The 25,610-nt window shown below is 45.6% G+C and carries 27 protein-coding genes and 1 tRNA gene; 10 read left to right on the forward strand and 18 right to left on the reverse strand.

Annotated features, from left to right (window positions below; translation table 11 throughout):
* Window positions 1-19 precede the first annotated feature (19 nt).
* Window positions 20-1,840: a DNA helicase RecQ gene (recQ, locus tag BN1209_RS04585; RefSeq protein WP_045751152.1), complete on the forward strand. Its 1,821-nt coding sequence runs from the start codon at window positions 20-22 to the stop codon at window positions 1,838-1,840.
* Between the two features lie 239 nt (window positions 1,841-2,079).
* Here the strand turns inward: recQ and uvrB are convergent, their stop codons facing one another.
* Window positions 2,080-4,116 carry an excinuclease ABC subunit UvrB gene (gene uvrB, locus BN1209_RS04590; protein ID WP_045751153.1) on the reverse strand — a complete coding sequence of 679 codons (2,037 nt, stop codon included), beginning with the start codon at window positions 4,114-4,116 and terminating at the stop codon, window positions 2,080-2,082.
* A gap of 183 nt (window positions 4,117-4,299) precedes the next feature.
* Here uvrB and BN1209_RS04595 point away from each other — a divergent pair, with 183 nt between their 5' ends.
* The 3 genes from BN1209_RS04595 (at window position 4,300) to msrB (ending at window position 7,218) form a co-directional block, all read left to right on the forward strand.
* On the forward strand, window positions 4,300-5,349 hold the full coding sequence (locus BN1209_RS04595) for a S1 family peptidase (protein ID WP_045751154.1): 1,050 nt from the start codon (window positions 4,300-4,302) through the stop codon (window positions 5,347-5,349).
* 122 nt (window positions 5,350-5,471) lie between these two features.
* Complete coding sequence (locus BN1209_RS04600) at window positions 5,472-6,683, forward strand: pyridoxal phosphate-dependent aminotransferase (protein WP_045751155.1); 1,212 nt, start codon at window positions 5,472-5,474, stop codon at window positions 6,681-6,683.
* Between the two features lie 91 nt (window positions 6,684-6,774).
* A complete protein-coding gene (gene msrB / locus BN1209_RS04605; protein WP_045751156.1) occupies window positions 6,775-7,218 on the forward strand; it encodes a peptide-methionine (R)-S-oxide reductase MsrB in 444 nt (147 codons plus the stop codon).
* A gap of 92 nt (window positions 7,219-7,310) precedes the next feature.
* Here msrB and ovoA read toward each other — a convergent pair whose 3' ends face one another.
* Together ovoA and BN1209_RS04615 are read right to left on the reverse strand one after the other, a co-directional pair.
* Window positions 7,311-9,416, reverse strand: coding sequence for a 5-histidylcysteine sulfoxide synthase (ovoA, locus tag BN1209_RS04610; protein ID WP_045751157.1), 2,106 nt, complete (start codon window positions 9,414-9,416; stop codon window positions 7,311-7,313).
* A 73-nt stretch (window positions 9,417-9,489) separates the two neighbouring features.
* Window positions 9,490-11,307, reverse strand: coding sequence for an ABCB family ABC transporter ATP-binding protein/permease (locus BN1209_RS04615; protein ID WP_045751158.1), 1,818 nt, complete (start codon window positions 11,305-11,307; stop codon window positions 9,490-9,492).
* A gap of 209 nt (window positions 11,308-11,516) precedes the next feature.
* Here BN1209_RS04615 and BN1209_RS04620 point away from each other — a divergent pair.
* From BN1209_RS04620 to BN1209_RS04635, 4 genes are all read left to right on the forward strand, one after another.
* Window positions 11,517-11,592, forward strand: a tRNA-Asn gene (locus BN1209_RS04620).
* A gap of 86 nt (window positions 11,593-11,678) precedes the next feature.
* Window positions 11,679-11,912 (forward strand): VF530 family protein, encoded by a 234-nt coding sequence (locus BN1209_RS04625; RefSeq protein WP_045751159.1) that lies wholly within the window; start codon window positions 11,679-11,681, stop codon window positions 11,910-11,912.
* Window positions 11,913-11,984: 72 nt separating this feature from the next.
* Window positions 11,985-12,605 carry a hypothetical protein gene (locus BN1209_RS04630; RefSeq protein ID WP_045751160.1) on the forward strand — a complete coding sequence of 207 codons (621 nt, stop codon included), beginning with the start codon at window positions 11,985-11,987 and terminating at the stop codon, window positions 12,603-12,605.
* Entirely contained in the window at window positions 12,592-13,080 is a 489-nt protein-coding gene (locus BN1209_RS04635) for an ASCH domain-containing protein (protein WP_045751161.1), read from the forward strand. Before BN1209_RS04630 ends, BN1209_RS04635 begins: the two co-directional genes overlap by 14 nt.
* 4 nt (window positions 13,081-13,084) lie before the next feature.
* Here BN1209_RS04635 and BN1209_RS04640 read toward each other — a convergent pair whose 3' ends face one another.
* Genes BN1209_RS04640 through BN1209_RS04650 form a run of 3 tightly spaced genes read right to left on the reverse strand, consistent with a single transcriptional unit; the run spans window position 13,085 to window position 15,821 of the window.
* Window positions 13,085-13,426, reverse strand: coding sequence for a type II toxin-antitoxin system ChpB family toxin (locus BN1209_RS04640; RefSeq protein ID WP_045751162.1), 342 nt, complete (start codon window positions 13,424-13,426; stop codon window positions 13,085-13,087).
* A gap of 16 nt (window positions 13,427-13,442) precedes the next feature.
* On the reverse strand, window positions 13,443-13,691 hold the full coding sequence (locus BN1209_RS04645; protein ID WP_045751163.1) for an AbrB/MazE/SpoVT family DNA-binding domain-containing protein: 249 nt from the start codon (window positions 13,689-13,691) through the stop codon (window positions 13,443-13,445).
* Window positions 13,692-13,745: 54 nt separating this feature from the next.
* Window positions 13,746-15,821, reverse strand: coding sequence for a TonB-dependent receptor plug domain-containing protein (locus BN1209_RS04650; protein WP_045751164.1), 2,076 nt, complete (start codon window positions 15,819-15,821; stop codon window positions 13,746-13,748).
* An 87-nt stretch (window positions 15,822-15,908) separates the two neighbouring features.
* On the opposite strand from BN1209_RS04650, the gene BN1209_RS04655 reads away from it, so the two are divergent.
* Complete coding sequence (locus tag BN1209_RS04655; RefSeq protein ID WP_045751165.1) at window positions 15,909-17,189, forward strand: NRAMP family divalent metal transporter; 1,281 nt, start codon at window positions 15,909-15,911, stop codon at window positions 17,187-17,189.
* Between the two features lie 38 nt (window positions 17,190-17,227).
* On the opposite strand, the gene BN1209_RS09015 is transcribed toward BN1209_RS04655, so the two are convergent.
* The 11 genes from BN1209_RS09015 to BN1209_RS04705 all read right to left on the reverse strand — a co-directional run bounded on the left by BN1209_RS09015 (window position 17,228) and on the right by BN1209_RS04705 (window position 23,736).
* Window positions 17,228-17,518, reverse strand: coding sequence for a YqjK family protein (locus BN1209_RS09015; RefSeq protein WP_082048394.1), 291 nt, complete (start codon window positions 17,516-17,518; stop codon window positions 17,228-17,230).
* A gap of 14 nt (window positions 17,519-17,532) precedes the next feature.
* A complete protein-coding gene (locus BN1209_RS04660) occupies window positions 17,533-17,949 on the reverse strand; it encodes a phage holin family protein (RefSeq protein WP_045751166.1) in 417 nt (138 codons plus the stop codon).
* 4 nt (window positions 17,950-17,953) lie between these two features.
* Window positions 17,954-18,283 carry an ElaB/YgaM/YqjD family protein gene (locus tag BN1209_RS04665; protein ID WP_045751167.1) on the reverse strand — a complete coding sequence of 110 codons (330 nt, stop codon included), beginning with the start codon at window positions 18,281-18,283 and terminating at the stop codon, window positions 17,954-17,956.
* Window positions 18,284-18,403: 120 nt separating this feature from the next.
* Window positions 18,404-18,940, reverse strand: coding sequence for a hypoxanthine-guanine phosphoribosyltransferase (locus BN1209_RS04670; RefSeq protein ID WP_045751168.1), 537 nt, complete (start codon window positions 18,938-18,940; stop codon window positions 18,404-18,406).
* Window positions 18,941-18,972: 32 nt separating this feature from the next.
* Window positions 18,973-19,677 (reverse strand): nucleotidyl transferase AbiEii/AbiGii toxin family protein, encoded by a 705-nt coding sequence (locus tag BN1209_RS04675; protein WP_045751169.1) that lies wholly within the window; start codon window positions 19,675-19,677, stop codon window positions 18,973-18,975.
* Entirely contained in the window at window positions 19,670-20,131 is a 462-nt protein-coding gene (locus BN1209_RS04680) for a helix-turn-helix domain-containing protein (RefSeq protein WP_045751170.1), read from the reverse strand. The genes BN1209_RS04675 and BN1209_RS04680 overlap by 8 nt, the downstream gene beginning before the upstream one ends.
* 107 nt (window positions 20,132-20,238) lie before the next feature.
* Entirely contained in the window at window positions 20,239-20,535 is a 297-nt protein-coding gene (locus BN1209_RS04685; protein ID WP_082048455.1) for a helix-turn-helix domain-containing protein, read from the reverse strand.
* Between the two features lie 30 nt (window positions 20,536-20,565).
* A complete protein-coding gene (locus BN1209_RS04690) occupies window positions 20,566-20,871 on the reverse strand; it encodes a type II toxin-antitoxin system RelE/ParE family toxin (RefSeq protein ID WP_045751172.1) in 306 nt (101 codons plus the stop codon).
* Window positions 20,872-20,936: 65 nt separating this feature from the next.
* The gene (locus BN1209_RS04695) at window positions 20,937-22,781 is read right to left on the reverse strand and encodes a polysaccharide biosynthesis protein (RefSeq protein ID WP_045751173.1); all 1,845 of its coding nucleotides are present in this window, start codon (window positions 22,779-22,781) and stop codon (window positions 20,937-20,939) included.
* Between the two features lie 20 nt (window positions 22,782-22,801).
* Complete coding sequence (locus tag BN1209_RS04700; RefSeq protein ID WP_045751174.1) at window positions 22,802-23,362, reverse strand: sugar transferase; 561 nt, start codon at window positions 23,360-23,362, stop codon at window positions 22,802-22,804.
* A 179-nt stretch (window positions 23,363-23,541) separates the two neighbouring features.
* Entirely contained in the window at window positions 23,542-23,736 is a 195-nt protein-coding gene (locus BN1209_RS04705; RefSeq protein WP_082048395.1) for a helix-turn-helix transcriptional regulator, read from the reverse strand.
* A gap of 87 nt (window positions 23,737-23,823) precedes the next feature.
* On the opposite strand from BN1209_RS04705, the gene BN1209_RS04710 reads away from it, so the two are divergent.
* Window positions 23,824-24,726, forward strand: a complete 903-nt coding sequence (locus BN1209_RS04710) for a tyrosine-type recombinase/integrase (RefSeq protein ID WP_052661092.1) — start codon at window positions 23,824-23,826, stop codon at window positions 24,724-24,726.
* On the opposite strand, the gene BN1209_RS04715 is transcribed toward BN1209_RS04710, so the two are convergent.
* Window positions 24,721-25,608 (reverse strand): UDP-glucose 4-epimerase family protein, encoded by an 888-nt coding sequence (locus BN1209_RS04715; protein ID WP_082048396.1) that lies wholly within the window; start codon window positions 25,606-25,608, stop codon window positions 24,721-24,723. The genes BN1209_RS04710 and BN1209_RS04715 overlap by 6 nt on opposite strands.
* Window positions 25,609-25,610 lie beyond the last annotated feature (2 nt).

Genomic DNA, 25,610 nt, shown 5'->3' on the forward strand with positions numbered 1-25,610 from the left:
AGGCCAACAAAAAGTATCTATGTCGACACGCGCTTTAGAAATTCTACAAAATACCTTTGGTTATCAAGCATTTCGTGACCAACAAGCCACGATTGTGAATCATGTTTCGACAGGTGGAGACGCCCTCGTTCTCATGCCAACAGGCGGTGGGAAGTCCCTTTGTTACCAAATTCCAAGTATTTTAAGGGATGGCCTAGCAATTATCGTTTCACCGCTGATTGCGTTGATGCAAAACCAAGTAGAGGCGCTGCAGCAGCTTGGCATTAACGCAGCTTATTTAAATTCTAGTTTGAGCATTGAAGATACCCAAACCATCACCAGACAAGCGCTCCGAGGAGAGCTGAAAATTCTTTATGTTGCACCCGAAAGATTGATGGCAAGTAGCTTTCTACAGCTACTCGATCAAGTAAATAACAATGTAGGACTGGCCTTATTTGCCATTGACGAGGCGCATTGTGTGTCTCAATGGGGTCATGACTTTCGACCAGAATATCGCCAACTCACCATTTTGCATGAACGCTTTCCTGATATACCGAGAATCGCTCTGACCGCTACAGCAGATGCCGCAACAAGGGCTGAAATTATTCATCAGCTTAAGCTAGAGAATGCCGCACAATTCGTCTCAAGCTTTGATCGCCCTAACATTCGCTACCACGTCACTCAAAAAAATAACGCTCGCCAACAATTGCTCCATTTTATTGAAACGCAGCATCCAAACGATGCTGGGATCATTTATTGCCTATCCCGTAAAAAGGTGGAAGAAACGGCGGAGTGGTTAGCTTCTAAAGGCTGGCCTGCGCTTCCTTACCATGCAGGCTTAGACGCTAAAATACGCGAGAAAAACCAACGTCAATTCTTACGTGAAGAGGCTGTGATTATGGTTGCCACCATTGCCTTTGGCATGGGTATCGACAAACCCAATGTGCGCTTTGTCGCCCATTTAGATTTACCCAAAAGCATGGAAAGTTATTATCAAGAAACCGGTCGCGCTGGTCGTGATGGCTTCGCCGCGAACGCTTGGATGACCTACGGCCTGGGCGATGTTGTTTCTATGCGTCAAATGCTTGATAGTGGAGACGCTTCTGATGAACGCAAACGTTTAGAAAAACATAAGCTGGACGCCCTCCTCGGCTTTTGTGAATCAACCAGTTGCCGACATCAAGCCATTCTTCATTACTTTGGCGAAGAGCATCCAGGAGATTGTGAACAATGCGATAACTGCCTCACGCCTGCCGACACATGGGATGCAACGCAAGCAGCAAGAATGGCGCTTTCATGTGTGTACCGAACGGGGCAACGCTTTGGTGCAGGCCATTTAATTGATGTATTGCTGGGTAAAAGAACCGCTCAAATTGAGCGATTTCAACACGAACAACTGAGCACCTATGGTATCGGTAAAAATCTTAACCAATCACAATGGAGTAGCGTTTATAGACAATTAGCAGCAAGTGGCTACTTGGATGTTGATTTCCAAGCCTACGGCGGTTTAAAACTCACTGAAATGGCTAAACCTGTATTAAAAGGCGAATTAGAAGTATGGCAACGCCGAGATGCGGAGCCAGAGAAGCGCTCAAGCACTGCCGAACGTGCCTCACGTGCTCGAGAAGCCTACCCAGGTGCAAATGACGACCCGCTGTGGTTAGCACTAAAGGCTAAACGAATGGAGTTGGCAAAATCTCAAGGCGTGCCGCCTTATTTGATTTTCCACGACAGCACCTTGCTGGAGATTATGAACCAACGACCTAGCAGTTTGACCGAACTTGGACGCATCAGTGGTGTTGGGCAAGCAAAGTTAGCGCGTTATGGCGATGACTTCTTGGAAGTGCTAGAACAAAACTAATATCACTCAGCCAAGTAATGAGTGCCGACACCATACCAATGCTTGGCATATCTGTCGACGTTCGGAAAATAATTAGCTTATCGCGTGGGGCCGCAAGGGCCCTGTCCGTGGAACATATCGGCTAAAGCCGATTGTTCACACGCCAAAATCATCCACATTGGCGCCATACCAGTGCTTGGCATGTCCGCCAATGTAAGAAGAAAATCAGGATTAACAGACGGTAACGAAACTTAAAGTGATTATGGACTTAAGTCATCTACATTGGCGCCATAAAACTTCTCTTTGAGTTTTTTAAGCTGATCTCTAAAATCAGCCGCTTTCTCAAACTCTAGATTCTTAGCGCTATCGTGCATCGCTTTTTCTAGACGCTTCATTTCTTTGAGCAGTTGCTTCTCGCTCAGCACGTCGTAATTGGCCTGATCTTGCGCCGCTTTACGTTCGCGCTCAGCATCATCTTTGTCATACACACCATCGATAATGTCTTTAATGCGCTTCACCACGCCTTTGGGGGTAATGCCATGCTCAAGGTTGAAAGCAATCTGCTTGGTGCGGCGACGCTCGGTTTCATCCATCGCTAACTTCATGGAACGGGTAATACGATTAGCGTAAAAAATGACCTTGCCATTTAGGTTACGTGCAGCACGGCCTGCCGTTTGAATCAATGAACGCTCTGAGCGCAAAAAGCCTTCTTTGTCTGCGTCTAACACCGCGACCAAGGATACTTCAGGAATGTCCAAGCCTTCACGTAACAAGTTAATGCCCACAAGCACATCAAACTCACCTAAGCGTAAATCGCGAATGATCTCGACACGTTCAACCGTATCAATATCCGAATGCAAATAACGCACTTTGACGCCATGCTCGCTTAGATAGTCGGTTAAATCTTCAGACATGCGCTTGGTTAAAGTTGTCGCCAAAACACGCTCACCCACCGCTACGCGTAGTTTAATCTCAGAGAGCAAGTCGTCTACTTGTGTATCTGCTGGTTTCACAATGATTTCAGGGTCAACCAAGCCCGTTGGCCTTGCCACCTGCTCCACCACTTGTTGCTGATGGTTGGCTTCATACTCCGCAGGTGTCGCAGACACAAAAACAGTTTGGCGCATGATTTTCTCAAACTCTTCAAACTTGAGTGGACGATTATCCAAAGCCGAAGGCAAGCGAAAGCCATAATCCACCAGATTTTCTTTACGTGACCGATCACCCTTATACATCGCACCAATTTGGGGAACAGTGACATGGCTTTCGTCCATCACCATGATGGCGTTTTTGGGAAGATAATCAATCAGCGTTGGCGGTGGATCGCCAGGGCCACGCCCTGATAGATGGCGTGAGTAGTTCTCAATACCTTTACAAAATCCAATCTCGTTGAGCATTTCCAAATCAAAGCGGGTACGCTGCTCAATACGCTGTGCCTCAACGAGTTTTCCCTCTTTGATGTAAAAATCTACACGGCTTTTAAGTTCGTGCTTAATCTTTTCCATGGCGCGAACAGTGGTTTCACGCGGCGTGACATAATGACTTGAAGGGTAAATGGTATAGCGGGCAATCTTGTTAAACATCTGCCCTGTGAGCGGATCAAACAAGGTAATGGTTTCAACTTCATCATCAAACAAGGAAATACGCACGGCCGTTTCACTGTTTTCGGCGGGGAATACATCAATCACATCACCACGCACTCGGAAACAGCCACGAGAAAAATCGAAGTCATTACGGTCATATTGCATGCCTACCAAGCGCAAAATTGCATCACGCTGGCTCAACTTTTCTCCTTGTTGAAGATGGAGGACCATCCCATGGTAATCCACTGGATCGCCAATCCCGTAAATGGCTGACACCGATGCCACAATAATCGCATCATCTCGCTCTAGCAGAGCTTTAGTCGCGGAGAGGCGCATCTGTTCAATGTGCTCATTAATGCTGGAGTCTTTTTCAATGAACAAATCACGCGACGGCACATAAGCTTCTGGCTGATAGTAATCGTAGTAAGAAACAAAGTACTCCACCGCATTATTCGGGAAAAACTCACGAAACTCAGAATAAAGCTGAGCAGCCAAAGTCTTATTCGGCGCCATAACAATCGCTGGGCGACCTGTACGCGCAATCACATTAGCCATGGTGTAGGTTTTGCCAGAGCCCGTCACACCAAGCAGCGTTTGGTATTTCATGCCGGACTCAATACCTGCCGTCAGCTTTTCAATTGCCTGAGGCTGATCCCCTGCTGGGGGAAATGGTTGGTGGAGCTGATACTTGCTATTGGGAAACGTAACGATCAATTGCGTGAGCCTTAAAAAATACGATCTATGAAAATGCTCGAAAACCGTGTTATTTTAACAGGGTGTGTCAATTTACTGACTAAAGATTGCCAAGTGAGGCATTCATGAAAACCACGAACTTTCCTTAGTGCATTATGTCTTTAAAGAGTTGCATTTAAAAACCATCCATTTGGAGCCCTGCTGATGAACTTCGTCAAAAATACAAAAACAAAAATCGTCATTGCGCTTTCATGTGCTTTCATCATGAGTGCTTCCAGCGCGCAAGCTTATGACAGAGTTAAGTTGTTGCAGTCTTTTTTCTCAATCGTGATGATCAAGGGATACACCACTGACGGTAGCATGGCTTATGGATCAGGCGTTGTGGTTGGTCCAAACAAAGTAGTGACCAACTGTCACATCTTCAGAAAAACGCCTGAACCCTTTATTTCAAGAGGCGAAGACACTTACCGCATTACACAAATTCAAGCCGATCGTTATCATGACATGTGCCTCATCGCTACGGACGTCACTCCTTTCGCCCCAAGTGAAATCGGTTCAGCAACTACCATGAAAAAGGGTGAAGAGATTATTGGGATGGGTCACTCGAGCGGCAATCCAAGCCCGGTCAACGCAAACGGCGTGCTAAAGTCGATTTACCCTTTCAATAATGGTTACATTATTCGCAGCACTGCCAGATTTTCAATGGGCGCAAGTGGTAGCGGTTTATTTGATGGTCATGGCCGTCTGATTGGCATCAACACCTTCAAATCGCCTGGAAGAAATGCTTACTTCTACGCCCTTCCGATTGAATGGATGGCATCAGTTGAGAAACAGCCCATCGAGACCAAATTCCCAATTGATGGAAAAACTTTTTGGGAAGAAGATGACGCAAACAAACCATTTTTCATGCAAATTGCAGAACCTGAAATTCAAGGTGACTGGTCTAAGCTTCTGGTCGTTTCCCAAAACTGGGTAAAAAATGAACCTAATAATACCGAAGCTTGGTATGAACTTGGCGTCGCCCAAGAAAATACTAAACAGAAGCCGGATGCTGAAAAGTCCTATCGCAAAGCGCTTGAACTCAGCAAAGATAATGTCGATGCAATGTTCAGGTTAGGACTTCTCGCTGCTGAACAAGGCAACATTAAAGAAGTGCAAGCCATGAAGTTAGCCATTAGTTCGATCGACACAGACACCGCAGAAGAGTTTAACCAAGCGATCACTTGTGGTGACAAATGCGAAAAACGTCGTTAATCGCTCCAATTAACGTTTAAACGTGTAATAAGGATGCAATATTAGGGTGCTGCAGGTTTCAAGCGGGCGGTTTTTTGAGTAAAATCTCGTTTTAGCTCATTTTTAAGCTCAAGGACGTCATTTTGGAACAAGCAGCGCACTCTATCCTTTCTCAACGTGTTCAAGCCATCAAAGAATCCCCCACCCTTGCAGTCACTGCTCGTGCCGCGAAATTAAAATCTGAAGGTAAAGACATCATCGGGCTCGGTGCTGGTGAACCAGACTTTGATACCCCTCAACACATTAAGGATGCTGCTAAACAAGCAATTGATAGTGGCTTTACCAAATACACGCCTGTTGCGGGCATTCCTGGCTTAAAGAAAGCCATCGTTGCAAAATTCAAAAATCAAAACGGTTTTGATTACACAGACAAAGAAGTCATTGTTGGCGTAGGTGGCAAACAATGTATTTTTAACCTGGCTTTAGCCGTTTTAAATCATGGTGACGAAGTCATCGTGCCTGCGCCTTACTGGGTTTCATATGCGGATATCGCACTTGTTGCAGGTGCCAAGCCAGTCATCATTGAATGTGGCATTGAGCAAGGCTTCAAACTATTGCCTGCACAATTAGAGGCGGCGATTACGCCAAAAACCAAGTTATTCATGATTAATTCACCTTCCAACCCAACTGGTGCGGTTTATAGCTTTGAAGAATTAAAAGCCTTGGGTGAAGTCTTGAAGCGTCATCCCCATGTATTAGTTGCCACTGACGACATGTACGAGCACGTGAACCTCACTGGTGAAAAGTTCTATAACATTCTCAATGCCGCCCCAGAATTAAAACCACGCTGCATCGTGCTCAACGGAGTTTCAAAAGCTTACTCAATGACGGGCTGGCGTATCGGTTATGCGGCAGGCCCTGCTTATATTATTAAAGCAATGGAAATTTTACAGTCGCAATCGACTTCTAACCCAACCTCGATCTCACAAGTGGCCGCACAAGCGGCTTTAGATGGTCCTCAAGAATGCATTACGCCAATGGTAGAAGCATTTATTAAACGTCATGATTATGTGGTCGATCGTTTTAACAAAATGCGTGGACTTAAGTGTATTAAAGCGGGCGGCGCTTTTTATGCTTTTCCAGATGCAAGAGAGGCCATTATCAACTTGCAAAAAGAAGGCAAAATTAAAGAAGCAACCGACATGGCGCTTTCAGAATATCTACTAGAACAAGTCGGCGTGGCGGTTGTGCCAGGTTCAGCATTTGGCGCTGAAGGTTACTTCAGAATTTCCTTCGCAACGTCGATGGACAATCTTAAAAATGCGCTAGATCGCATTGAAAAAGCGTTGTCCTAAGCCAAAAAACCAGTGCATCAAAAACGGAACAAAATGGCATAAGCTGCAGTCAATTCACTGATTAACCAATATACCGATCAGGAAAATTCAAATGCTCACTTGGGAAAGTATTCAAAAACTCGTTAGCCAGGGCAACCTAGGTCCTGATACGCGCTTAGTTAAAACGAGCGAAGAGTGGAAAAGCTTATTGTCCGATGAAGTGTATGACGTCACACGCAATGCTGGCACTGAACGGCCGTTTAGCTCGCCCATGTGCACCCATTTCGAAGCAGGTATTTATGCATGCGCCTGCTGTGACACTTTACTATTTGATTCAACCGAAAAGTTTGACTCTGGCACTGGCTGGCCATCTTTCACCCAACCGCTCAAAGAAAATGCGATTGCTTATCACACAGATGATAGCCTGCTTAGAAGCCGCGTAGAAATCACCTGCAATACCTGCGATGCGCATTTAGGCCATGTATTTCCTGATGGTCCTGCACCAAGCAAGCTAAGATATTGTGTGAACGCTTTATCGCTACAACGTAAAAGTTAAGTTTAAACTTACCTTCCCCTAAAAATAAAGCGCCTTAAAGGCGCTTTATTTTTGTTGATGTAGCAAAAATAGACACTTCTCTTTTTAGCTCATTAGCGTGTTCGCTCCCAAAAGGTCACTTCTGAGAGCGTGTGCTGGAATTTATGCTGCGTTTCTCTAATCACAAAAGGCACCTTGATGGGTGCTTTCACCAGTTTAAAGTGTTTTCCGAGCAGCTCTTTGAGACCATCTAAGGTAGTGACATTTTCGCCATCGCGTTTAAACCCACCAATCCACTCCTCACGCGGCGTATGTTCTTCAAGCCAAGTGTAAGGTGAGGTAATCATTAATATCCCACCGATATTCAGCCGTTCATGAATCGCATTCAAAAAGTGACTTGGGCTATACAGACGATCAATTAAATTAGCCGCTAAAATCAGATCATATCCGGTAAAGTTAGGCTTCAGGTTACATGCATCGCCTTGCCAAAATTCTACTTTTGAAGCCGTTCCCTCAAGGCCCAGCTCAGCCAGCGTGCGCTCTTGATAGCTGACCAAGTCACCTTCAGTGGCCATGGCGTAACGTAGCACTCCCTGCTGTGATAACTTGAGCGCCAAACCGATAAACCTTGCCGAGAAATCAATCCCCGTCACATGATTAAAGTGCTTGGCAAGTTCAAACGTAGCACGGCCTGTGGCGCAGCCTAGATCTAAAGCAGTCGTCATAGGTCGACCTTGCATCACTTCAATCGCAAGATCGCTCAACGCTTTCGGAAAATTAGGCACGCCGTAATATTGGTCGCCATAATGAAATTCAGCATACTCTGAAAGCTGCTTGTCATCTTCGTAATGGGAAGAATGGTCTTCTATTGGTGTGTCTGTCATGATGTAACGAAATCCTGCATGTTGAAAGAAATGGCGTCGGAACGCATAGCGTGCGCTTTTTAAGGCTTCATTACCGGTTGCAATCCAAGAACCGCCTTTGATGAGGTTATGACGGCCATCGTAGGTGGGGGTGGTAAAGTCATCATAAATCGGATGCACCCGGAAGCCATCCAATGGGAAGATCGGTGTTTCAGTCCATTGCCATACGTTACCCACCACATCAAACAACGCGCCATGGGCAAACTGATCGACTGGACAAGAAGATGCCCCGTGGTCTAAATATAAATTGGCTTGATGACTGCTAGACACAGGTGCATCTGATAGCCCCGCCTCTTCATAAATACTGTACCACTCAGCTTCGGTTGGCATACGGATGGACGTTCCCAATTGCTCAGACTTCCATTGGCAAAAAGCTTTAGCCTCGTGATAGTTCACCTCTGCAGGCCAACTCCAAGGCATCGCGATTTCTTCTGCCATGACTCTAAGACGCCAACCATCATTCTGCTGCACCCAAAAAGTAGGATGCATGGCGTTGGCATACTTTTTCCAGGAAAGACCCTCCTCTAGCCAATAGGCATCGTTTGTGTAACCGCCCGCTTTAACAAACGCAAGAAACTCAGCATTTGACGTGAGGTACTTAGCTGCTTTGAACGCTGAGCAATGTTTTTCAAACGTCCCATACTCGTTATCCCAGCCATAGGTGTCATCTTGTTTACCAAGTTTGATGTCACGGGCTGCAATTTCAACGAAACTATTTATTGGTGCTGGGGACTGCTCAACAATGCATGGCTTCCAATTAGGCGAGGCTTTCACATACTTTAATGCGTGCTGACGAATCAGCACAGCGCTAGTTTCTAGATGAATGCGCTCATGTTCAATGCCCATTAAAATCACCCACCAAGGGCTCTTCCAGTCAATTGGCAAGTTAAGTGGCAATTCAGAGATCAATTGATCCACGACTTGACGCACCTCTGCACGATACGCCTTTACTTCATCGACCTTAGGCCAGTCGTAGTTTTGCGAGTTAACGTCATCCCAACCCATTTCATCGACGCCCACTGCAAACATCGACTCAAACTTCGGGTTTACTCGCTTAGTAATCAGTCCAGACAAGATGAGCTTATTGATGAAAAAAGTATTGGTATGGCCGAAATAGAAAATAAGCGGATGGCGCAGGCTAATCGACTTCGTATAGTAAGCTTCATCAGACGCTAAAAGATCAAATAGGCTCTCATAAAGATCCGCTGTTTGATGGAAATAAGCGCGTATTTGCTCGCCGAGCACTTCAGGGGATGCTTGATTGAGCTGAATTGTACGATTTAAAAGTTGGTGCATAGTCTTCACTAAGGTGCTATTGAATATAATAGCGGTATTAACAAGATTAAACGGATAATCGATTGACCACTACTCAGCTAGAAACGTTCTGAGATTGTTGAACGCGCCACATTTCAGCATAACGCTGACCAAGCTTAATTAACGCTTCATGCGTGCCACGCTCGATAATGGCGCCTTCCTCCATTACCAAAATTTGATGTGCATGGGTAATGGTAGAAAGGCGATGCGCAATAATCAAGGTCGAGCGGTTGCGAGCTAAATCATTCAGCTCATTTTGAATGGTGCGCTCCGTCTCAGAGTCCAGCGCAGAAGTTGCTTCATCAAATATTAATAATGCGGGTTGCTTAAGCAGGGTTCTTGCAATGGCCACTCGCTGTTTCTCACCCCCAGAGAGCTTGAGACCGCGCTCCCCCACCGCACTTTGATAGCCATCAGGCAGCTTTTCAATAAAGTCATGGATTTGCGCTGACTTTGCTGCTGACTCGATATCAAGCTGGCTCGCACCGGGTTTACCATAAGCGATGTTGTAGCCTATCGTATCGTTAAACAGCACCGTGTCTTGCGGCACAATGCCCACCACTTGGCGCAGGCTGGCTTGCTGAACATCTTGAATGTTCTGACCATCAAACAAAATTGCACCTTGCTGCACATCGTAAAATCTAAATAAAAGGCGAGATAAAGTGCTCTTGCCAGCACCACTATGCCCGACCACTGCGGTCGTTTCCCCCGGCAAAATCTCAAAAGACACTTTGTTCAGAATTTGACGGTTAGGCTCATAATGAAAAGATACATCTTTAAAAATCACATGCGGACCCAGTGCAGGTGACTTCACAGAAAGCGGATAAGCATTTGGCTTATCTGCGACCTCTTGATGCGTTTCAAGCAGGCCAAACATTCGGTCAATATCGGCAAGCGACTGCTTCATTTCTCGGTAGAGCACGCCCAAGAAATTAAGCGGAATATAAAGCTGAATCATCAACACATTAACCAGCACCAAGTCCCCAATGGTCATGGTGCCTTTGGCCACACCTGAGCTAGCCAACCCGAGAATGCAAATCAAGCCAATCCCAATAATGGTTTGTTGACCAAAATTCAAAATAGCTAATGATTTTTGAGACTTCACTGCCGCTTGTGCGTAGTTTTTGAGATTTTCATCGTAGCGCAGTGCTTCGTATTGCTCATTGCCAAAATATTTCACCGTCTCAAAGTTAATCAATGAGTCAACCGCTCGCTGATTGGCTTTAGAGTCCAAATCATTCATTTGTCGTCTAAAATTAGTCCGCCATTCGGTCACCACAATCGTAAAAATAATATAACAAGTCAGCGCAATAAGCGTAATCACCACAAACCAGATGTTATACACAAAGAAGAAATAACCCAGCACCATGAGTAGCTCAATCAGGGTCGGGATAATACTGTAGAGCGAATAAGAAATTAGAGACTGAATACCGCGCGTCCCACGTTCAATATCTCGGGTCATGCCGCCTGTTTGACGAGACAAATGGAAGCGTAAGGAAAGTGCATGCACGTAGTTAAATACTTGCAAACCCACTTTTCTAACCGCGCTTTCAGTGACTTTTGCGAAAATCAGCTCTCGTAATTCACCAAACAACGATGCCGATAGTCGCAGTAAACCGTAAGCCAAAATCAAGCTAACCGGCACCACGAGGAGCGCCTGCGATGTTGTGGTGATGCTAAGGGTGTCCACAATCTTCTTGAGCACGATCGGCACACCAAGATTGGCGACTTTAGCAAACACTAAACATAAAAGCGTGATGATGACCCTAAACTTAAACTGCCAGATATAAGGCATTAAGTTTCGGATGACTTGCCAATCGCTCCGTTGTCGCGCTTTGATATGAGGATTTATTTCTGAAGTGGTAGGACGCATAACTTGAGTATTAGATTAAGACCTTATTGAACGCATGGCATTCAGCCCATGCTTAACGCTCTTGCAGTACATCTATGAAAAAATTTGAACTACATAATATAGTGTATTTGCTAGAATTAATAATTTAATCAGCAAAAATAAGTCATAAATTTTTGCGCTTTCGTATTGACCTAAAGCTCACTAGCCTTTAATATCACGCCTTCACCAATTCCTCGATAGCTCAGTTGGTAGAGCAATGGACTGTTAATCCATGTGTCCCTGGTTCGAGCCCAGGTCGAGGAGCCAAATTCTAAAAGCCCTGCTGATGCAGGGCTTTTTCATTTTAAGCGTGTCATGATTTTTAAAAACTGATTACGTATAATGTGTTCATCATGACCAACTCAAACAGCCAAACCAACAATCCACTTCACGGTATCACGCTTGAAGCCATTGTCACCAAGCTACTAGACTATTACGGCTGGGACGGCCTCGCTGATCGTATTCCAGTGAACTGTTTTATGAGTGATCCTAGCATCAAATCCAGTCTCAAATTTCTGCGCAAAACCCCTTGGGCAAGAGACAAAGTAGAGGCATTATATTTAGCCATGCTGCGAAAAAAATCTTAACCCGTTGATATTCAATGCATGTCATTGCTTTGTTGCTATGATGCAATACGTATTCCACCCAAGAAAGCCATTATGAACGACCAAATCCGCCACCTGCTTGCACAGCTCGAAGATGCTGAAAAAGAGCTAGAGAAAGCGCTTCAAGAGCACAGAGTGCATCTGAACTTTAGTATGAAGGGTAAGCGGGTTGAGTTTGAACAGTCCGTCAAAGAGGCGCATAAACAAGTAAAAATCGGGCTGATTAAATGGCTAGGCAATCGACCGATTAACTTGCTCACTGCGCCTATCATTTACGGCATGATTTTCCCAATGCTGTTGCTAGATGCGTGCATCAGCCTCTACCAAGCGATTTGCTTTCCTATTTACAAAATCCCTTGCGTCAAACGTGGCGATTACATTGTGTTTGACCGCCATCATTTGAGTTATCTCAATATCGTGGAGAAGAGCCATTGTATGTATTGCACCTATGGCAATGGGTTGCTAGCGTTTGCGACCGAGATTATTGCCCGCACTGAGCAATACTTTTGTCCGATTAAACATGCCAGAAAAATGCTAGGACGACATGCACGCTATGCAAGCTTTGTGGAGTTTGGTGATGCGACAGATTATCAAATCAAGCTCGAGCAATTTAGAACTGACTTAGCCAAAGAGCTAAAAGCAAAAGATAAAGTGGTTTGTGATGGCCGAGGTTGAGCGATTTATACAAAACCCAACTATTCCAAAAGGCGTCCTAAAAGCGCTTTCGCTTAAACAGCCTTATGCTTGGCTGATCGCAAATGGTTATTTGTTGGTGGATGACCGCACTTGGGGTACAGACTATCGAGGAGCGATCCTGATTCATGCCAGCAAAGGGATTTACGAAGAGTATTACGACTATTTGGTGGCGAATACGGATATTCCATTACCAAACAAAGATAAGCTGGGCTTTGGCGGTGTGGTGGGTATTGCAAGGTTAGTGCTGTGCACCAGACCTGATGAAATACCGCCAACCTTAACAAGAGAACAACGGGGGCATTTTAGTGGCGTGCCACGTGACGGCTTTGGTTTTTTATTTGAGCATGCCAAGCCATTGGCACTCATGCCCTGCCCTGGCAAACTCGGGATTTTTGAGATTGATATAGATGCGCTACTTGATGCGCCGCCGCCAGGGCAGGCGGCGTTGTTTTAGATCACTATTCAAAAACCGCTTGTAACCGAGCCAAAGCATCTTCCACAACATAAGCTGGCGCAACTTCAATCTTTTTAGCGCCTCGAGCTACCAAGTCAACAGCACGCAGCATATTAACTAAAACCACGCCCTGCGTTTCCATACCAGTAGCCGTTAATGAGACTGCAAATCCAGCAAACCTAGCAAAATCTCCACCTTGAGTAATGGGCGCAATAAAGGCCGTGCCCAAATCATTTACTTCAGCGCTTGAAAGCACTAATGCAGGTCTAAAATCACCTTGAGTTTCTCGACCTGCAGTTGGATTGAGACAAACCCTTACAACATCTCCACGCTCGAATTTTGCCATTAGAGAAGCTCAGAACCTACTGGACTATGTTATCCCATGCAGCCATTTCAGCATTACGGGGAGCATTTTTGTCACACTGCGAAAGCAAATCTGAAAGCTTGTAATGCTTTCTAGGCGGAGATTTAATTGGCGTTGCAGTAAACACACCATCTTGAACCTTCAAGATAAGTTGACTACCCACACCCGCATCTAATGATTTAAGGATATCAGGCGGAATGGTCATGATGGCTGCGCCACCTTGTTTTCTGATGCTTACGGTTTTCATGTAATATTACCCAATTTCAAATATAGCACAATAGTAACACATTATTTAAAACAACTACCAGCGCCCTTCTAAACTAAACATCACCGTGCGATAGCCAAAGTCATTAGCGAGTAGCTTCCACTCTTCGCCTGGCGCAATATATTTATTTTGACGACGCATGTCCTCAGCGAGCAAGTTTTGCGCGGATAAACGCAAATTGAACTGCGGATTAAGCTTGTATAACCAAAATGCATCTAATAAGGCCCTAGACTCGGTAAAAGCCTTTTGCTCGCTAGGTATGTCAGTTTCGCTACGACCAGAAAGCTGTAATGAAACGCCCATGTTAGATTGCCATTTTGGAATGCTTTGATCCCAACCCATCGACAGTAAATATTTGGGGGTATCACGCGCATTACGAGTAATGCCCAAGCGCGTGTCATCCACACGGGCATTGGGCAATGTTAAGTGGGCTTTGGCGGTGCCGCCAGCAATGCCCCATTGGTCGGTATTAATCTTGCCATCTAGTTCTAAACCATAATGAAGCGCATCGCCTTCATTGTAAGGACGTTCAACCCAGCGATTATTATTGTTAGACTCTTGCATCAAGCGACGCTCGGTAAAGTCAGTCGTTGCACGCACATACACATTGGCTGAAATCACGCCTGCTTTTTGCGCTAAATATCTCTCAGCAACCGCTTCAAAGTTAATGCTACGCTCAGGCTTGAGATTAGGGTTACCTCGCGAATCGAAATCTAAAGGCGTATTGGCGTTCACTGTGATACTACGTGTGACTGTCGCCGTAATTTCGTTAAGTCTTGGCATTTTCATGCCCGCCCCTAAAGAGCTTCTGAATACCCAAGCTTCTTCAGGCTGCCAGCGCACGGCCACGGATGGCAACAAGGCAAAGTCTTGTTGACGGCTTCCGTCAGATTTTAATTGCATGCTTTCCATACGCAGACCACTGGTCACGGTGAGGCTGTCTTGCGGCGTCCATGCGTCTTGAAGCCAGAGCACTTGATCTTGTGATGAAGCGTTAAACTGCGAGGCACCTGAACCACTAAAGGCCTGAGTATCATCGCGACTCACCTTGATATACTCCGCGCCGATCGAAACAAAATGCAAATCAATAGGCTGATCCCAGCGCGTAGAACCGTTAACTTCATTCTCATTGCTCTTGGTGTTTTCAACGACATTTACATTTGAGCTTGTGAGTCTTGAAACATCGAGTTCATTGTGATTATTTTTAAGCGTTAATCGCCCACTTAGTTTTGACTCGCCAAAGTACTTTTCACCGTCTAAACGCACTCGTAAGGTTCTTGAATCACCATTTTCGTTGGCGGTCCGTGTGAAATTATTGACCGAATCACGCAAGTCGAAGGCTTGAGTGCGGATATTACTTTCCGTTGGCCCCAAAAACACCATGCTCGACAAGGTAACGCTGTCTCGGCCCGATTTCCAAGTAAAACGCGGAGAAAAAGCGTGATGTCCCATCTCGCTGATACCATTGGTGTATTCATGCTTAGAGGATAAAAGATTACCTGACGATTGTGACTGGCGATCTAGAAATGTATTGACTGGCGAACGCGCAAAGTTAAGTGATACAGGTAACACCCATGAAAAATTGCCGTTCACCCCTGATTCAGACCAAGAAAACTGCTCGTTATGCTCACCCTCACGGAAGCCCAAGCTCGCCTTCATATCCGTTGAGGCTTTAGACACCCCTTTTTTCAGCACGATATTAACCGTTAATGGAGAGGATCCACCGAATTCAGCCGATGAACCACGACTAATCTCAACGCGCTCAATATCACTGGCCGGCATGCGAGTGAATGACCCCATGGTACCGCCCGATTGTTTTTCTCCGTCGATCAACACGCGAATAGAATCACGTGACATGCCGCGAGCACGCATACCACTGGCACCAATTTCGACTCCTGGCAACTTCCCAAGCACTTCGCCAGCAGTCATCACACTGAGGTTTTCAATTTCCTGACGACCAAAAACTGTTTTTTGGGTACTAGAATCTTTACGCATTTCGGTAACGTCACGGGCGCCAGTCACGCCAACTGAATCAATCTTGAGCGTTTCCGCGGCCAAAGCACTTGAAGTTAAAATCAACAAAGATAATGCACAGTAAGAACGATATGTCATGAGGGACTTTTTATAAACTCGCTACACGTTGAAAATAAGCTAAACTAAATTGACTTAACCTAAATTGACTTAACATTTAAGATTAGCATGAAATTGTTACAAAAATTGTTCAAATATCCTTTTAGTGGCCTGAAAAAACTGGGGCCAGGCTTAGTCACTGGTGCTGCAGATGATGATCCAAGTGGGATCGCCATTTATTCACAAGCAGGCGCGCAATATGGCTTTGGCTTACTTTGGACTATCGTCCTTACCTACCCACTGATGGCTGGCATTCAAATGGTGTGTGCCCGCATCGGCCTAGTCACTGGTCGTGGCCTTGCAAATAATATGCAACGTTGCTACCCAGCACTGCTCACACTGCCACTGATTTTATTATTACTTGTGGCCAACATCATCAACATTGCTGCCGATCTTGCGGCCATGTCAGACGCCGTAAAGTTAGTCATCGGCGGACCACGTCACCTTTACTCCATCCTCATTGGGTTCACTTGCATACTATTGCAGGTGTTTATTCCCTACCACCGCTATTTGCCCATCTTAAAATGGCTCACTATTTCACTGTTTGCTTACGTTGGCACAGTATTCGCATCACATGTCGACTGGTCTCGAGTCATTGTCGAAACATTGCTCCCAAATATTCAATTGGATTCCAGTTACGTGCTCCTCGTTGTCGGTATATTCGGCACAACGATTAGTCCCTACCTTTTCTTTTGGCAGGCCGCAGAGGAAGTGGAAGACATAGCCGACATACCTGAGAGGGAATGTCTAATCGACCAGCCTGCAGCAGCGCCTAAACAAATCAAGCGCGTAGTTTTTGACACAGTCTTTGGCATGGGGTTCTCTAACCTTATTGCATTTTTTATCATGCTCACCACCGCGGCCACCCTATTCACAGCTGGCGTTCATCACATCCAAACCTCGGCAGAGGCCGCTGCCGCCTTGCGCCCGATTGCCGGAGACTTTGCGTTTATGCTCTTTGCATTAGGCATTATCGGCACCGGTTTGCTGGCGATTCCAGTTTTAGCAGGCTCTGCGGCCTACGCGGTTGCAGAGTTAATGAATAAACCCGCCAGCTTAAAATTAACGATATGGACGGCAAAACATTTTTACGGCGTGATTGTTGTGGCGACAATCATTGGTGTTGGGCTTGATTTTAGTGGTATAGACCCGATTAAAGCCTTGATTTGGAGTGCGGTGATTAACGGCATAGTCGCGGTGCCGTTAATGATCGCTGTGATGCATATGTCTTCCATGCAAGAGGTGATGGGGAATTTTACGATTAAAGGTAAAACGAGAGTACTAGGATGGCTGGCCACTGGGTTGATGACTGTGACGGCGGTTATCTTGGGGCTGGTGAGTATCGTTTAAAAAACATCTTCCAATCTTTGGAAATCAATCGTTGGAAATCAATCTTTAGAAAACAAGCCACTAAAGTCACGCACACCCTTGATGGCCGCCCACGAGCCCAAAAGAATTCTTGCCGCTTTAAACGGCGTAAATATCGTAAATAAGGCCCCAGCACCCAACACCATGCCAGGGTTATTCTTTACAAATCGAGTTGCGGCGAGCGCTCTATCTACCCAAGTAAGCCTTACCTGCCACTGAGCAACCTGTAAAGAGAGATGCGTGCGCTGATTAGCGGCTTTGGCTTGAAGCAAAGCTTTCTGATGATTGAGCTGATGAAGTTTGTGATTCATCTGATTAACAAGTCTTAATCATTAGATTTGAGTTGCTGAAAATCAGTCGCAAGCTCTTCTAAGCTTGCTTCAAATGTGGCGGGCATGGCTTTAATCGCTCGGAGAACGCGCCACATGCAAATACTCCCAACCACAATAAATAGGCCGGTTACACCCCCTAATGCCAGCAGGCGATGGGTATCCCAAAAGATGACCACAATAAATATCGCCAGAAGAAGCGCACCAAAGCATAAAGAAAACAATGCGATTAGCACCATGATGAGGACAGAGACAAGCTGCTCGCGCGCAATCTCTAAATCGGTTGAAAGTAAACTCAGGCGATTGTGGATAATGGCCACCATCAGCGCAGTGAGTGACTTGAGTGAGCCTAGCAAGCCTTCAGCACTTGGCTGGGCACTGGCCTGAGCATGATGTTGAGTATTGTCTGACATAGGATTAACGACGGCTCACCAATAGACCAATTACCAGCCCAATGCCTGCAGCAATGCCAACGGCCTTCCAGGGGTTTTCTTGTACATAATCATCTGTCGCTTTGACAGCTTCACGACCCTTTTCAATCAGGTCTTCATGCATGTCATCAAGCTTGTCTTTTGCCGAAGCCAAAGAGGCTTCTGCCTTGGAGCGGACCTGATCGACTTTATCCCCACCTTGACCAGCCGTGGCCTTGATCAGCGCTTCAGCATCTGCAATCACTGCCTTGAATTCAGCCACCAGCTGCGCCTTGGTCACGTCTTTTAAAGAATCTGTTAAATTCGTATTGCTCATCTCGAACTCCTTGTAAGCTCAGTACGCTTTAATCTAATGGCGTTTAAATTTTTAACGCTAGGTTTTAATATAAGCCTTTGATTGATCAAAATCAAATGGAACAGATTGTTACTCACACTTTTACTTGAGTGCGCGAATCTCTGGAAGGTTTCTCCACCAACCGTAAACATCCATCCCACAACCGAACACATAGCGATTGGGAAGCGTAAGTCCAACATAATCTGCCTCAATAGGCTTAGCATGACCTAGGTCTTTTGCTGTTAACACGGCAATCTTAACCTCTAGAGCGCCCAACGCTAAGCACCGATCTCGGATAGCCACTAAGGTATGCCCCTCATCCAAGATATCATCGAGCAATAATACGACACGACCCTTTAACTTCTCGGTCGGGGCCTTACCCCACTTAACGTCCTGCCCCATGGTCTCGCCGTTGTAGCGGCTCGCTTGGAGATAGTCTGTTTCTAAAGGAAAGCTAAGTTGAGGTAAAAGCTGACCTGCAAAATAGAGGCCGCCATTCATAATCGTCAGCAACAGCGGCGTTTTATCGTGAAGGTCTTGTGTGATTTGGGTAGCTAAATGCGTGATAGCAGCATCGACCTCAATTTTAGAATAAATAAGGTCTGCGTTTTTAAGAAGCCGTTGAGGGTTGTTTTTCATTTTAAATGAGAAATAAGCTTGAAGTCGAAGACTTACTTTAACACTTTCTTAAGTCCTCTAAGATTTGACCAAAGCGTCGCCTTAGTTAATCGTATGTCTAGCATAGCCATGCATCGCTCAAGCCAGTTTGAACGGGTTTCGAGGCGAGCAATGGCCGCCCCAAGATCTTTCTTTATTGAGTCGCCATAAGCGGCCTCTGCCTTAATGACCGCGTCACGTAACATAGCTAAAGGGAGCCTCATCATGGCCAAATCAATCACGTCGCGATTAAAAACCGCATCATCTGCCCATCGATCGGCGTTTGCCAATAGCTTACTGGTAGCCAAATCAAGCTTGGTTAAGGTAGAAACACCGCACACAATATCAAATGCACTAGGCTTTTCAAGTTTAATGCGTGCCTCAAGCACGATCTCGAACTTAATTGGCTGGCCCATCACCGCAATCGTAGTGCGTATACCATACTGATCTGCGCGTACCTCACCAAAGCTAATGGTGTGCTCGGCGCCCTCGCTAAAAAAATTAGCCAGGCCGCCCGGGTTTGTGGCTAATTCGCGAAGATGACGATAGGCGACTAAATTGGATACCAAAAAATCAATATTCACCGATTCACGATACTCATCAAACATCAATGCAATCGCAGTGCCACCTGCAAAGTAACAATCATGGGCCATCAGCAATGGGCCATTGAGCAACGCAAGCGCATGCGCGATTTTTTGATGATGCTGGCGACTATACATCTTGCGCCACCTTCCCCAAACCAACCCTTAATGCATCAATTAATTGTTGCTCGTGATGCTCCAGCGCTTCTGGGTTGATATGGCGGGCATTTCGGGCATAAATACCATACGCCTCCATTGGGGTTAATTCAGCCCCCGCCTTGATTTGCCATGCAAGTTTTTTAAGTTGCGGGTACTTTTCCACCTGAATACGGACTGGAATGAAATCTGCCAAATTCACGGGCGCTGGTTGCTCAGCGCCCAATTTCATCCCCAAAGCCAATAGCACACTCATATAAGCCCCCATATTGACGGTGGGCTCACCCCGCTCAATTCGATGTAATGTCACGCGACTAATCCCTGCAGCCTCAGCAACCGCTGTGGCGTTTATACCCAACACTTTACGTTGGGCACGTATTTGCTGTGCTAACGCCAACAAAGCATCTGCGGTACTAATGGGGGTATTTTGATTCATAATGTTTCTCATAATAAACAAAAATTATTATTTGTCAATTATGAGAAACATTTTATTTAAAATTAGCTTTAAGAAACCTCAGGCTTGCTAAGCAGTATTAGCAACCGCTAGGAGGATTTTTTGAGGCCACGCAGATCGGATGTCGAATACAACTGACTTCTTCCAATGACTTTTGCAGGTACAATTTTTTTGGATTGAACATAGCGCCTAAACGTTGGCATCGAAACTTCTAGGTATTCCGCTGCATCATGCGCCGAAAACATCTCGTCCTTGAGGTGCCCAAATACATCCTGATGGGAGAAGTTGTCTGCTTGAAAGGCACTTCTCGCCACCAAAGAAAAGAACTTCACACGCTCGCTCTCTGGCATATGTTGCACTTGTGAAAAAACTTCTTCTGCTCGCATAAACTGTTCCATATAAGCTCCATTCAACGGTTAGGCGGATTCCTTTAAGTACCGTTTCAATTCTTCATAAAAGTTTTCGTGGCTACCCACCTGATAAAAATCTATCCATACCAAGGTAATCGAATGATCAGAAGCACCAAACTTGTATGCAATTAAATACTCCTGTCGATTAAAGCGAAATTTATAAACATAGATACTTTTTAAGTCGCCAGTTTTTTGTTCCCCAAGACTTGGTGCGTCTAATATTTCAAGAACGGCATCCTCGATTGCCAACTGCAATGCTTTGTTGGCTTTTTTAATGAATGCAGCAAACGGTCGTTTGTAATTTGGCTTCATGATTTAATTATAGATCATATTTTGATTTTATATCAAATCATTTTTTGATGGGGCGAGATGCGGCATTAGCGTGCGTTAACGTCGCCCTGGTACTCCTCCACCCAGGTCTTGAGCTCTTCCTTAACGAGCCGTTCATCCTTCTCGGGCGTGGTGGATATCCACTTGAGTAGAGCACTCACCCACTCAGCATCCACAGTCCTAGCTGAGGCAATGCGCAGCCTCTCGTGGGGGGTCGGCAGGGTGTGCTCGTCGTCGGCAAGCAGCTCCTCATAGAGCTTCTCTCCGGGACGCAGCCCAGAAAACTCAATTTTAATTTCGTCCTCGGTAAAACCAGAGAGCCTGATCATGTCACGCGCCAGGTCAACGATCTTGACGGGCTCCCCCATGTCGAGTACAAAGATTTCACCACCATTACCCATCAAGCCAGCCTGCATGACCAGCTGAGCAGCCTCGGGGATGGACATAAAATAGCGTGTGATCTTTGGGTGTGTCACCGTGATCGGTCCGCCCTCCTTAATCTGTTCACGGAACTTAGGAATCACGCTGCCACTGCTCCCCAGCACGTTACCAAAGCGCACCATCACAAAGCGCGTACCCGTCTTCCCCTGTAGCCCCTGACACACCATCTCGGCCAGGCGCTTGGTCGCGCCCATCACGTTCGTCGGGTTGACCGCCTTGTCGGTGGAGATCAAGACGAATCTGTCTACCTTGGCATCCTTGGCGACCTTGGCGAGGGTGTGAGTGCCGACGACATTATTATGGAAGGCCTCGGAGACATTATTGTTCTCCATGAGGGGCACGTGCTTGTAGGCCGCAGCATGGAAAACCACGCTGGGCTTATACTCTTTAAACAGGCTCTCTACGCGCGCCTCGTTCTTGACGTCCCCCACCACATAGATCAATTCTACAGAACTTGCCGAGCCACTCAGCCCCTGTTCAAGCTGATACAAAGCATACTCGGAGATGTCGAGGCAGATTAACTGGCTTGGTTTGAATTTAAGGATTTGGTGACAAAGCTCAGAACCAATGGAGCCGCCAGCACCACTGACGAGCACAGACCGAGACTTGATGAGTTGCTGCAAGCCAGAGTTGTCGAGGTCCACCACATCTCGGCCGAGCAGGTCCTCAACATCAACAGGCCGAATCTGGGAGACAGTCAATCGACCAGAGATGAGGTCATCAAGCACAGGTACGGTCAGGACATCAACATCAAGTAATGATGCTGCATCCAAGATAGCACGACGATCTGTGTGACCAAGATCAGGGGATCCGATGATCATATTATTGAAGCCAAATCGCTGGTGGGCTTTCGACAGGTCAGATATACCGCCAAGCACGCGGACGCCTAAGACCTCACGGCTATGAAGTGTCTGGTCATCATCGAGCAACCCTACTACTCGCCACTGATCTCCCTGCGCTAACTCCTTAGCCAGAGTCACCGCTGTGGGTCCAGCCCCGATGATGATGACCGGCTCACCGCGACTAGCGCGAAGGCCATAGAGCTGGCGCTCCTTAGCGGCGCGATACACAATGCGACTCCCACCCATCATCAAGATCAGCAGTATGGGGTCCAGGATTAACACGGATCGAGGCACCACAAAATCAGACCGCATCATGAAGAGTCCTGCCGTCACAACGATTGTTGTGAGCGCAACAGACATCACGATTCTTTGCAGGTCAACCACGCTCGCAAAGCGCCAGATGCACCGATAGTGTCCAAAAAAGTAAAAGCTAGTGACCTGAATCAGGACAATACCAGGCAGGCAGAGTATTAGGACCGCAAGATGCTCTGAAGGAATCTCAAAATTAAATCTAAGTTGGTACGCGAGATACCAGGCAAGGACTGCAGCCACTGCGTCATGAGAGAACGCCAAGCATCTTTTTAGGTTACGGATCGTTGTTTGAATCATTGTGAGATTATCGTTTAAGCCTAGTGGGATACGCCATCACTTTTTATAACTTTTAGGGCTGTCATCCAAAGTATTTGGATATCAAACCAGGTCGACTGTCTATTAAGGTACTCGGCATCGTACTCAACCTTAACAGGGATAGGCAGATCATCCCTCCCATTCACCTGGGCCCATCCGGTGAGGCCTGGTAGGATCTTATCCACACCCCGAGCGGTTCTGAGGGCGATCAAGTCATGCTGGTTAAAAAGGGCTGGTCTTGGGCCAACGAGGCTCATGTCGCCGACTAATATGCTCCAGAGCTGAGGAAGTTCATCCAAACTCGACTTACGCAGAAAAACGCCAATTGGGGTCAGATAGACCCCAGGATCATTGAGTAAGTGAGTTGCAACCGCTGGGGTCCCTACCACCATGGTACGAAACTTGGGCATCCTGAAAATCTTATTATGAATACCTACCCTATCAGACCAGTAAAGGGCCGGACCGATTGATGTGAGACGAACCGCAATCCACACCAACATGAACGGCAAGGAGATTAAGGAGATAGCAACAATGACGAGCGTTAGGTCGAAAAGACGTTTCATTTAAATCAAGCGGTTATTTAGTCTGCTTATTTTAGCAGACATAGGCTAACCAGAGATAAACGGCATTAGCGTACCTAAATTAGGTATAAATTTTGAGTGTTTAGTTGTGCGCACTAAAATATAAATGCTATATATTTTATGTAGTTAGACTTGAATCAACTATAAACAACTATCCTAATCTACTTCAGCCTGACACCAGGCCTGTCATCAGGAGATCCGATAAATTCGACCCCAGCAAGTTGTAATGCTTTAGTGATTGAATCTAATGTCCTTATATTAGCTGACGGCAATCCTCTGCCAGCCTCGATCCTCTTAATTGTTGCGACGCCAACATTAGCCATAAGAGACAAGTCTACAACCGATATTCTTAACATTGCCCTAGCTGCTCTCAATTGCTCACTTGAAATCAATCTAATTAGATCCTATAATGATCCTTCTGGTATCACAAAAGGCGATTAATAATGGCTAATCATACATCAAATGAGATATTAAAAGAGACTATCAAAAGAATAGATGGCGCTTACGCACCGGCAACCATTCGCGCTTACAAGTCTAACTTTGAAAGATTCATTGAATTTTGCGAACAAGAAAAGATAGTCGCCCTTCCTGCAAATCAGGAAACAGTTGCCAGGTATATAAGGGATCTATCAAACGGTAAATTAAAGTCAGCAAGTATTCGCATCGCTGTTGCATCAATATCAGCAATTCATCGCTTAAATGAGCATTCAGATCCAACAAGCCATCCAAACGTAAAGATAGAAGTTCGTAGGATGCATCGCAACCTAGGACGCGAATCTAAGCAAGCATTGGGTATTAACGCTGAGCTATTAAGAAAAATGCTCAGCACTACTGACAATAGCCTATGGGGGCTAAGAGATAAAGCACTTCTATTAACTGCTTACGACAGCATGTGTAGGCGTAGTGAACTGGTATCGCTTCAGATAGATGACGCTATAATCGACAAAGAAAACAAGACATTTAAAATCAAACTTAGACGCAGTAAAACAGATCAAGATGGAATAGGTCGATGGTTACACTTAAGTGATATGACGCAACAATCACTCTTAGTTTGGATTGATACTTCCAACATAGCAACTGGGAAGCTTTTTAGGGGGATTAAACGGGGACAGATTATTAGTGACGACCTAAGCTCAGCTCAAGTAAATAGGATATATAAATCAATTGTGGCTAGATCATGCGTTGATGGCTCTTTAGTTAAGCACATCAGTGGTCACTCGATGAGAGTGGGTGCTGCACAAGATTTATTAGTTTCTGGAGCGAGTCTGCCTATGATTATGCAAAGAGGCAGATGGTCTAAGGTTGATACAGTCATGCGGTACATTGAAAATGTGAGCTACTCATGACTTTTCATTGAGAAAACTCCTGGCAGTCTTCTCAACGCCGTCTTCAAAACTAAATGGAGGTGTCCAATTTAAGAGTTTTTTTGTTTTTGATATATCCAGACATAAAGACCCTAGCAATCTCTGAGAGAAGCCAGATTTACCAATAAGATAAAAGATTGCTTTAAGCACGAATAAAGGGACTGGGAGTAATTTCGCTTTTTTACCCAAAGCAGATGAGATCGACCTAAGTAATGTTGTTGTCGAAACATCATGATCGTCTGAGACTAAAAAAACTTGTCCGGCAGCATTAGGATGATCAACAACCCTTAGTAATAAATCGACAAGATTATCTATAAATACCAAACTTCGTTTATTACTAACATTCCCAAAAGGCAATGGAATGCCTTGATCTAAGATCTTAATCATACTTAAGAAATTAGCTTTCACACCAGGACCATATACAAGAGGTGGTCGCACAATGACTACCTCCATTCCCGTTTTTTTAGCTAACTGCATTAGACCATTCTCTGCTTCCAACTTACTCACCCCGTAAGGATCTTGAGGGTTAGGATTGTCATCAGCCTTGAATGGAATGTCTTTTTCAGTCAACTCACCATTAACCTTAACCGAGCTCACAAAAATAAAACGTTTAACACCCAAACTTGATGCCTGGCGAGCCAAATCTAATGTTTTCTCAACATTAACTACTCTATATTCAGCTAATGGATCTTTAGCAGTATCTTTAAAAACATGTACCCTAGCTGCCAAATGAATCACACAATCAACAGACTCAAGCGATGATAGCCATTCATCACGCCCGGGCTTCACCAATTCAAAAGCTTGTAAGTTCTGACAAAGAGCACGACCCACAAATCCCCGAGCTCCAGTAATTAATATTCTCAAAA

This window comes from Candidatus Methylopumilus turicensis (assembly GCF_000953015.1).
In the GTDB taxonomy this organism is placed as follows: Bacteria; Pseudomonadota; Gammaproteobacteria; order Burkholderiales; family Methylophilaceae; genus Methylopumilus_A; species Methylopumilus_A turicensis.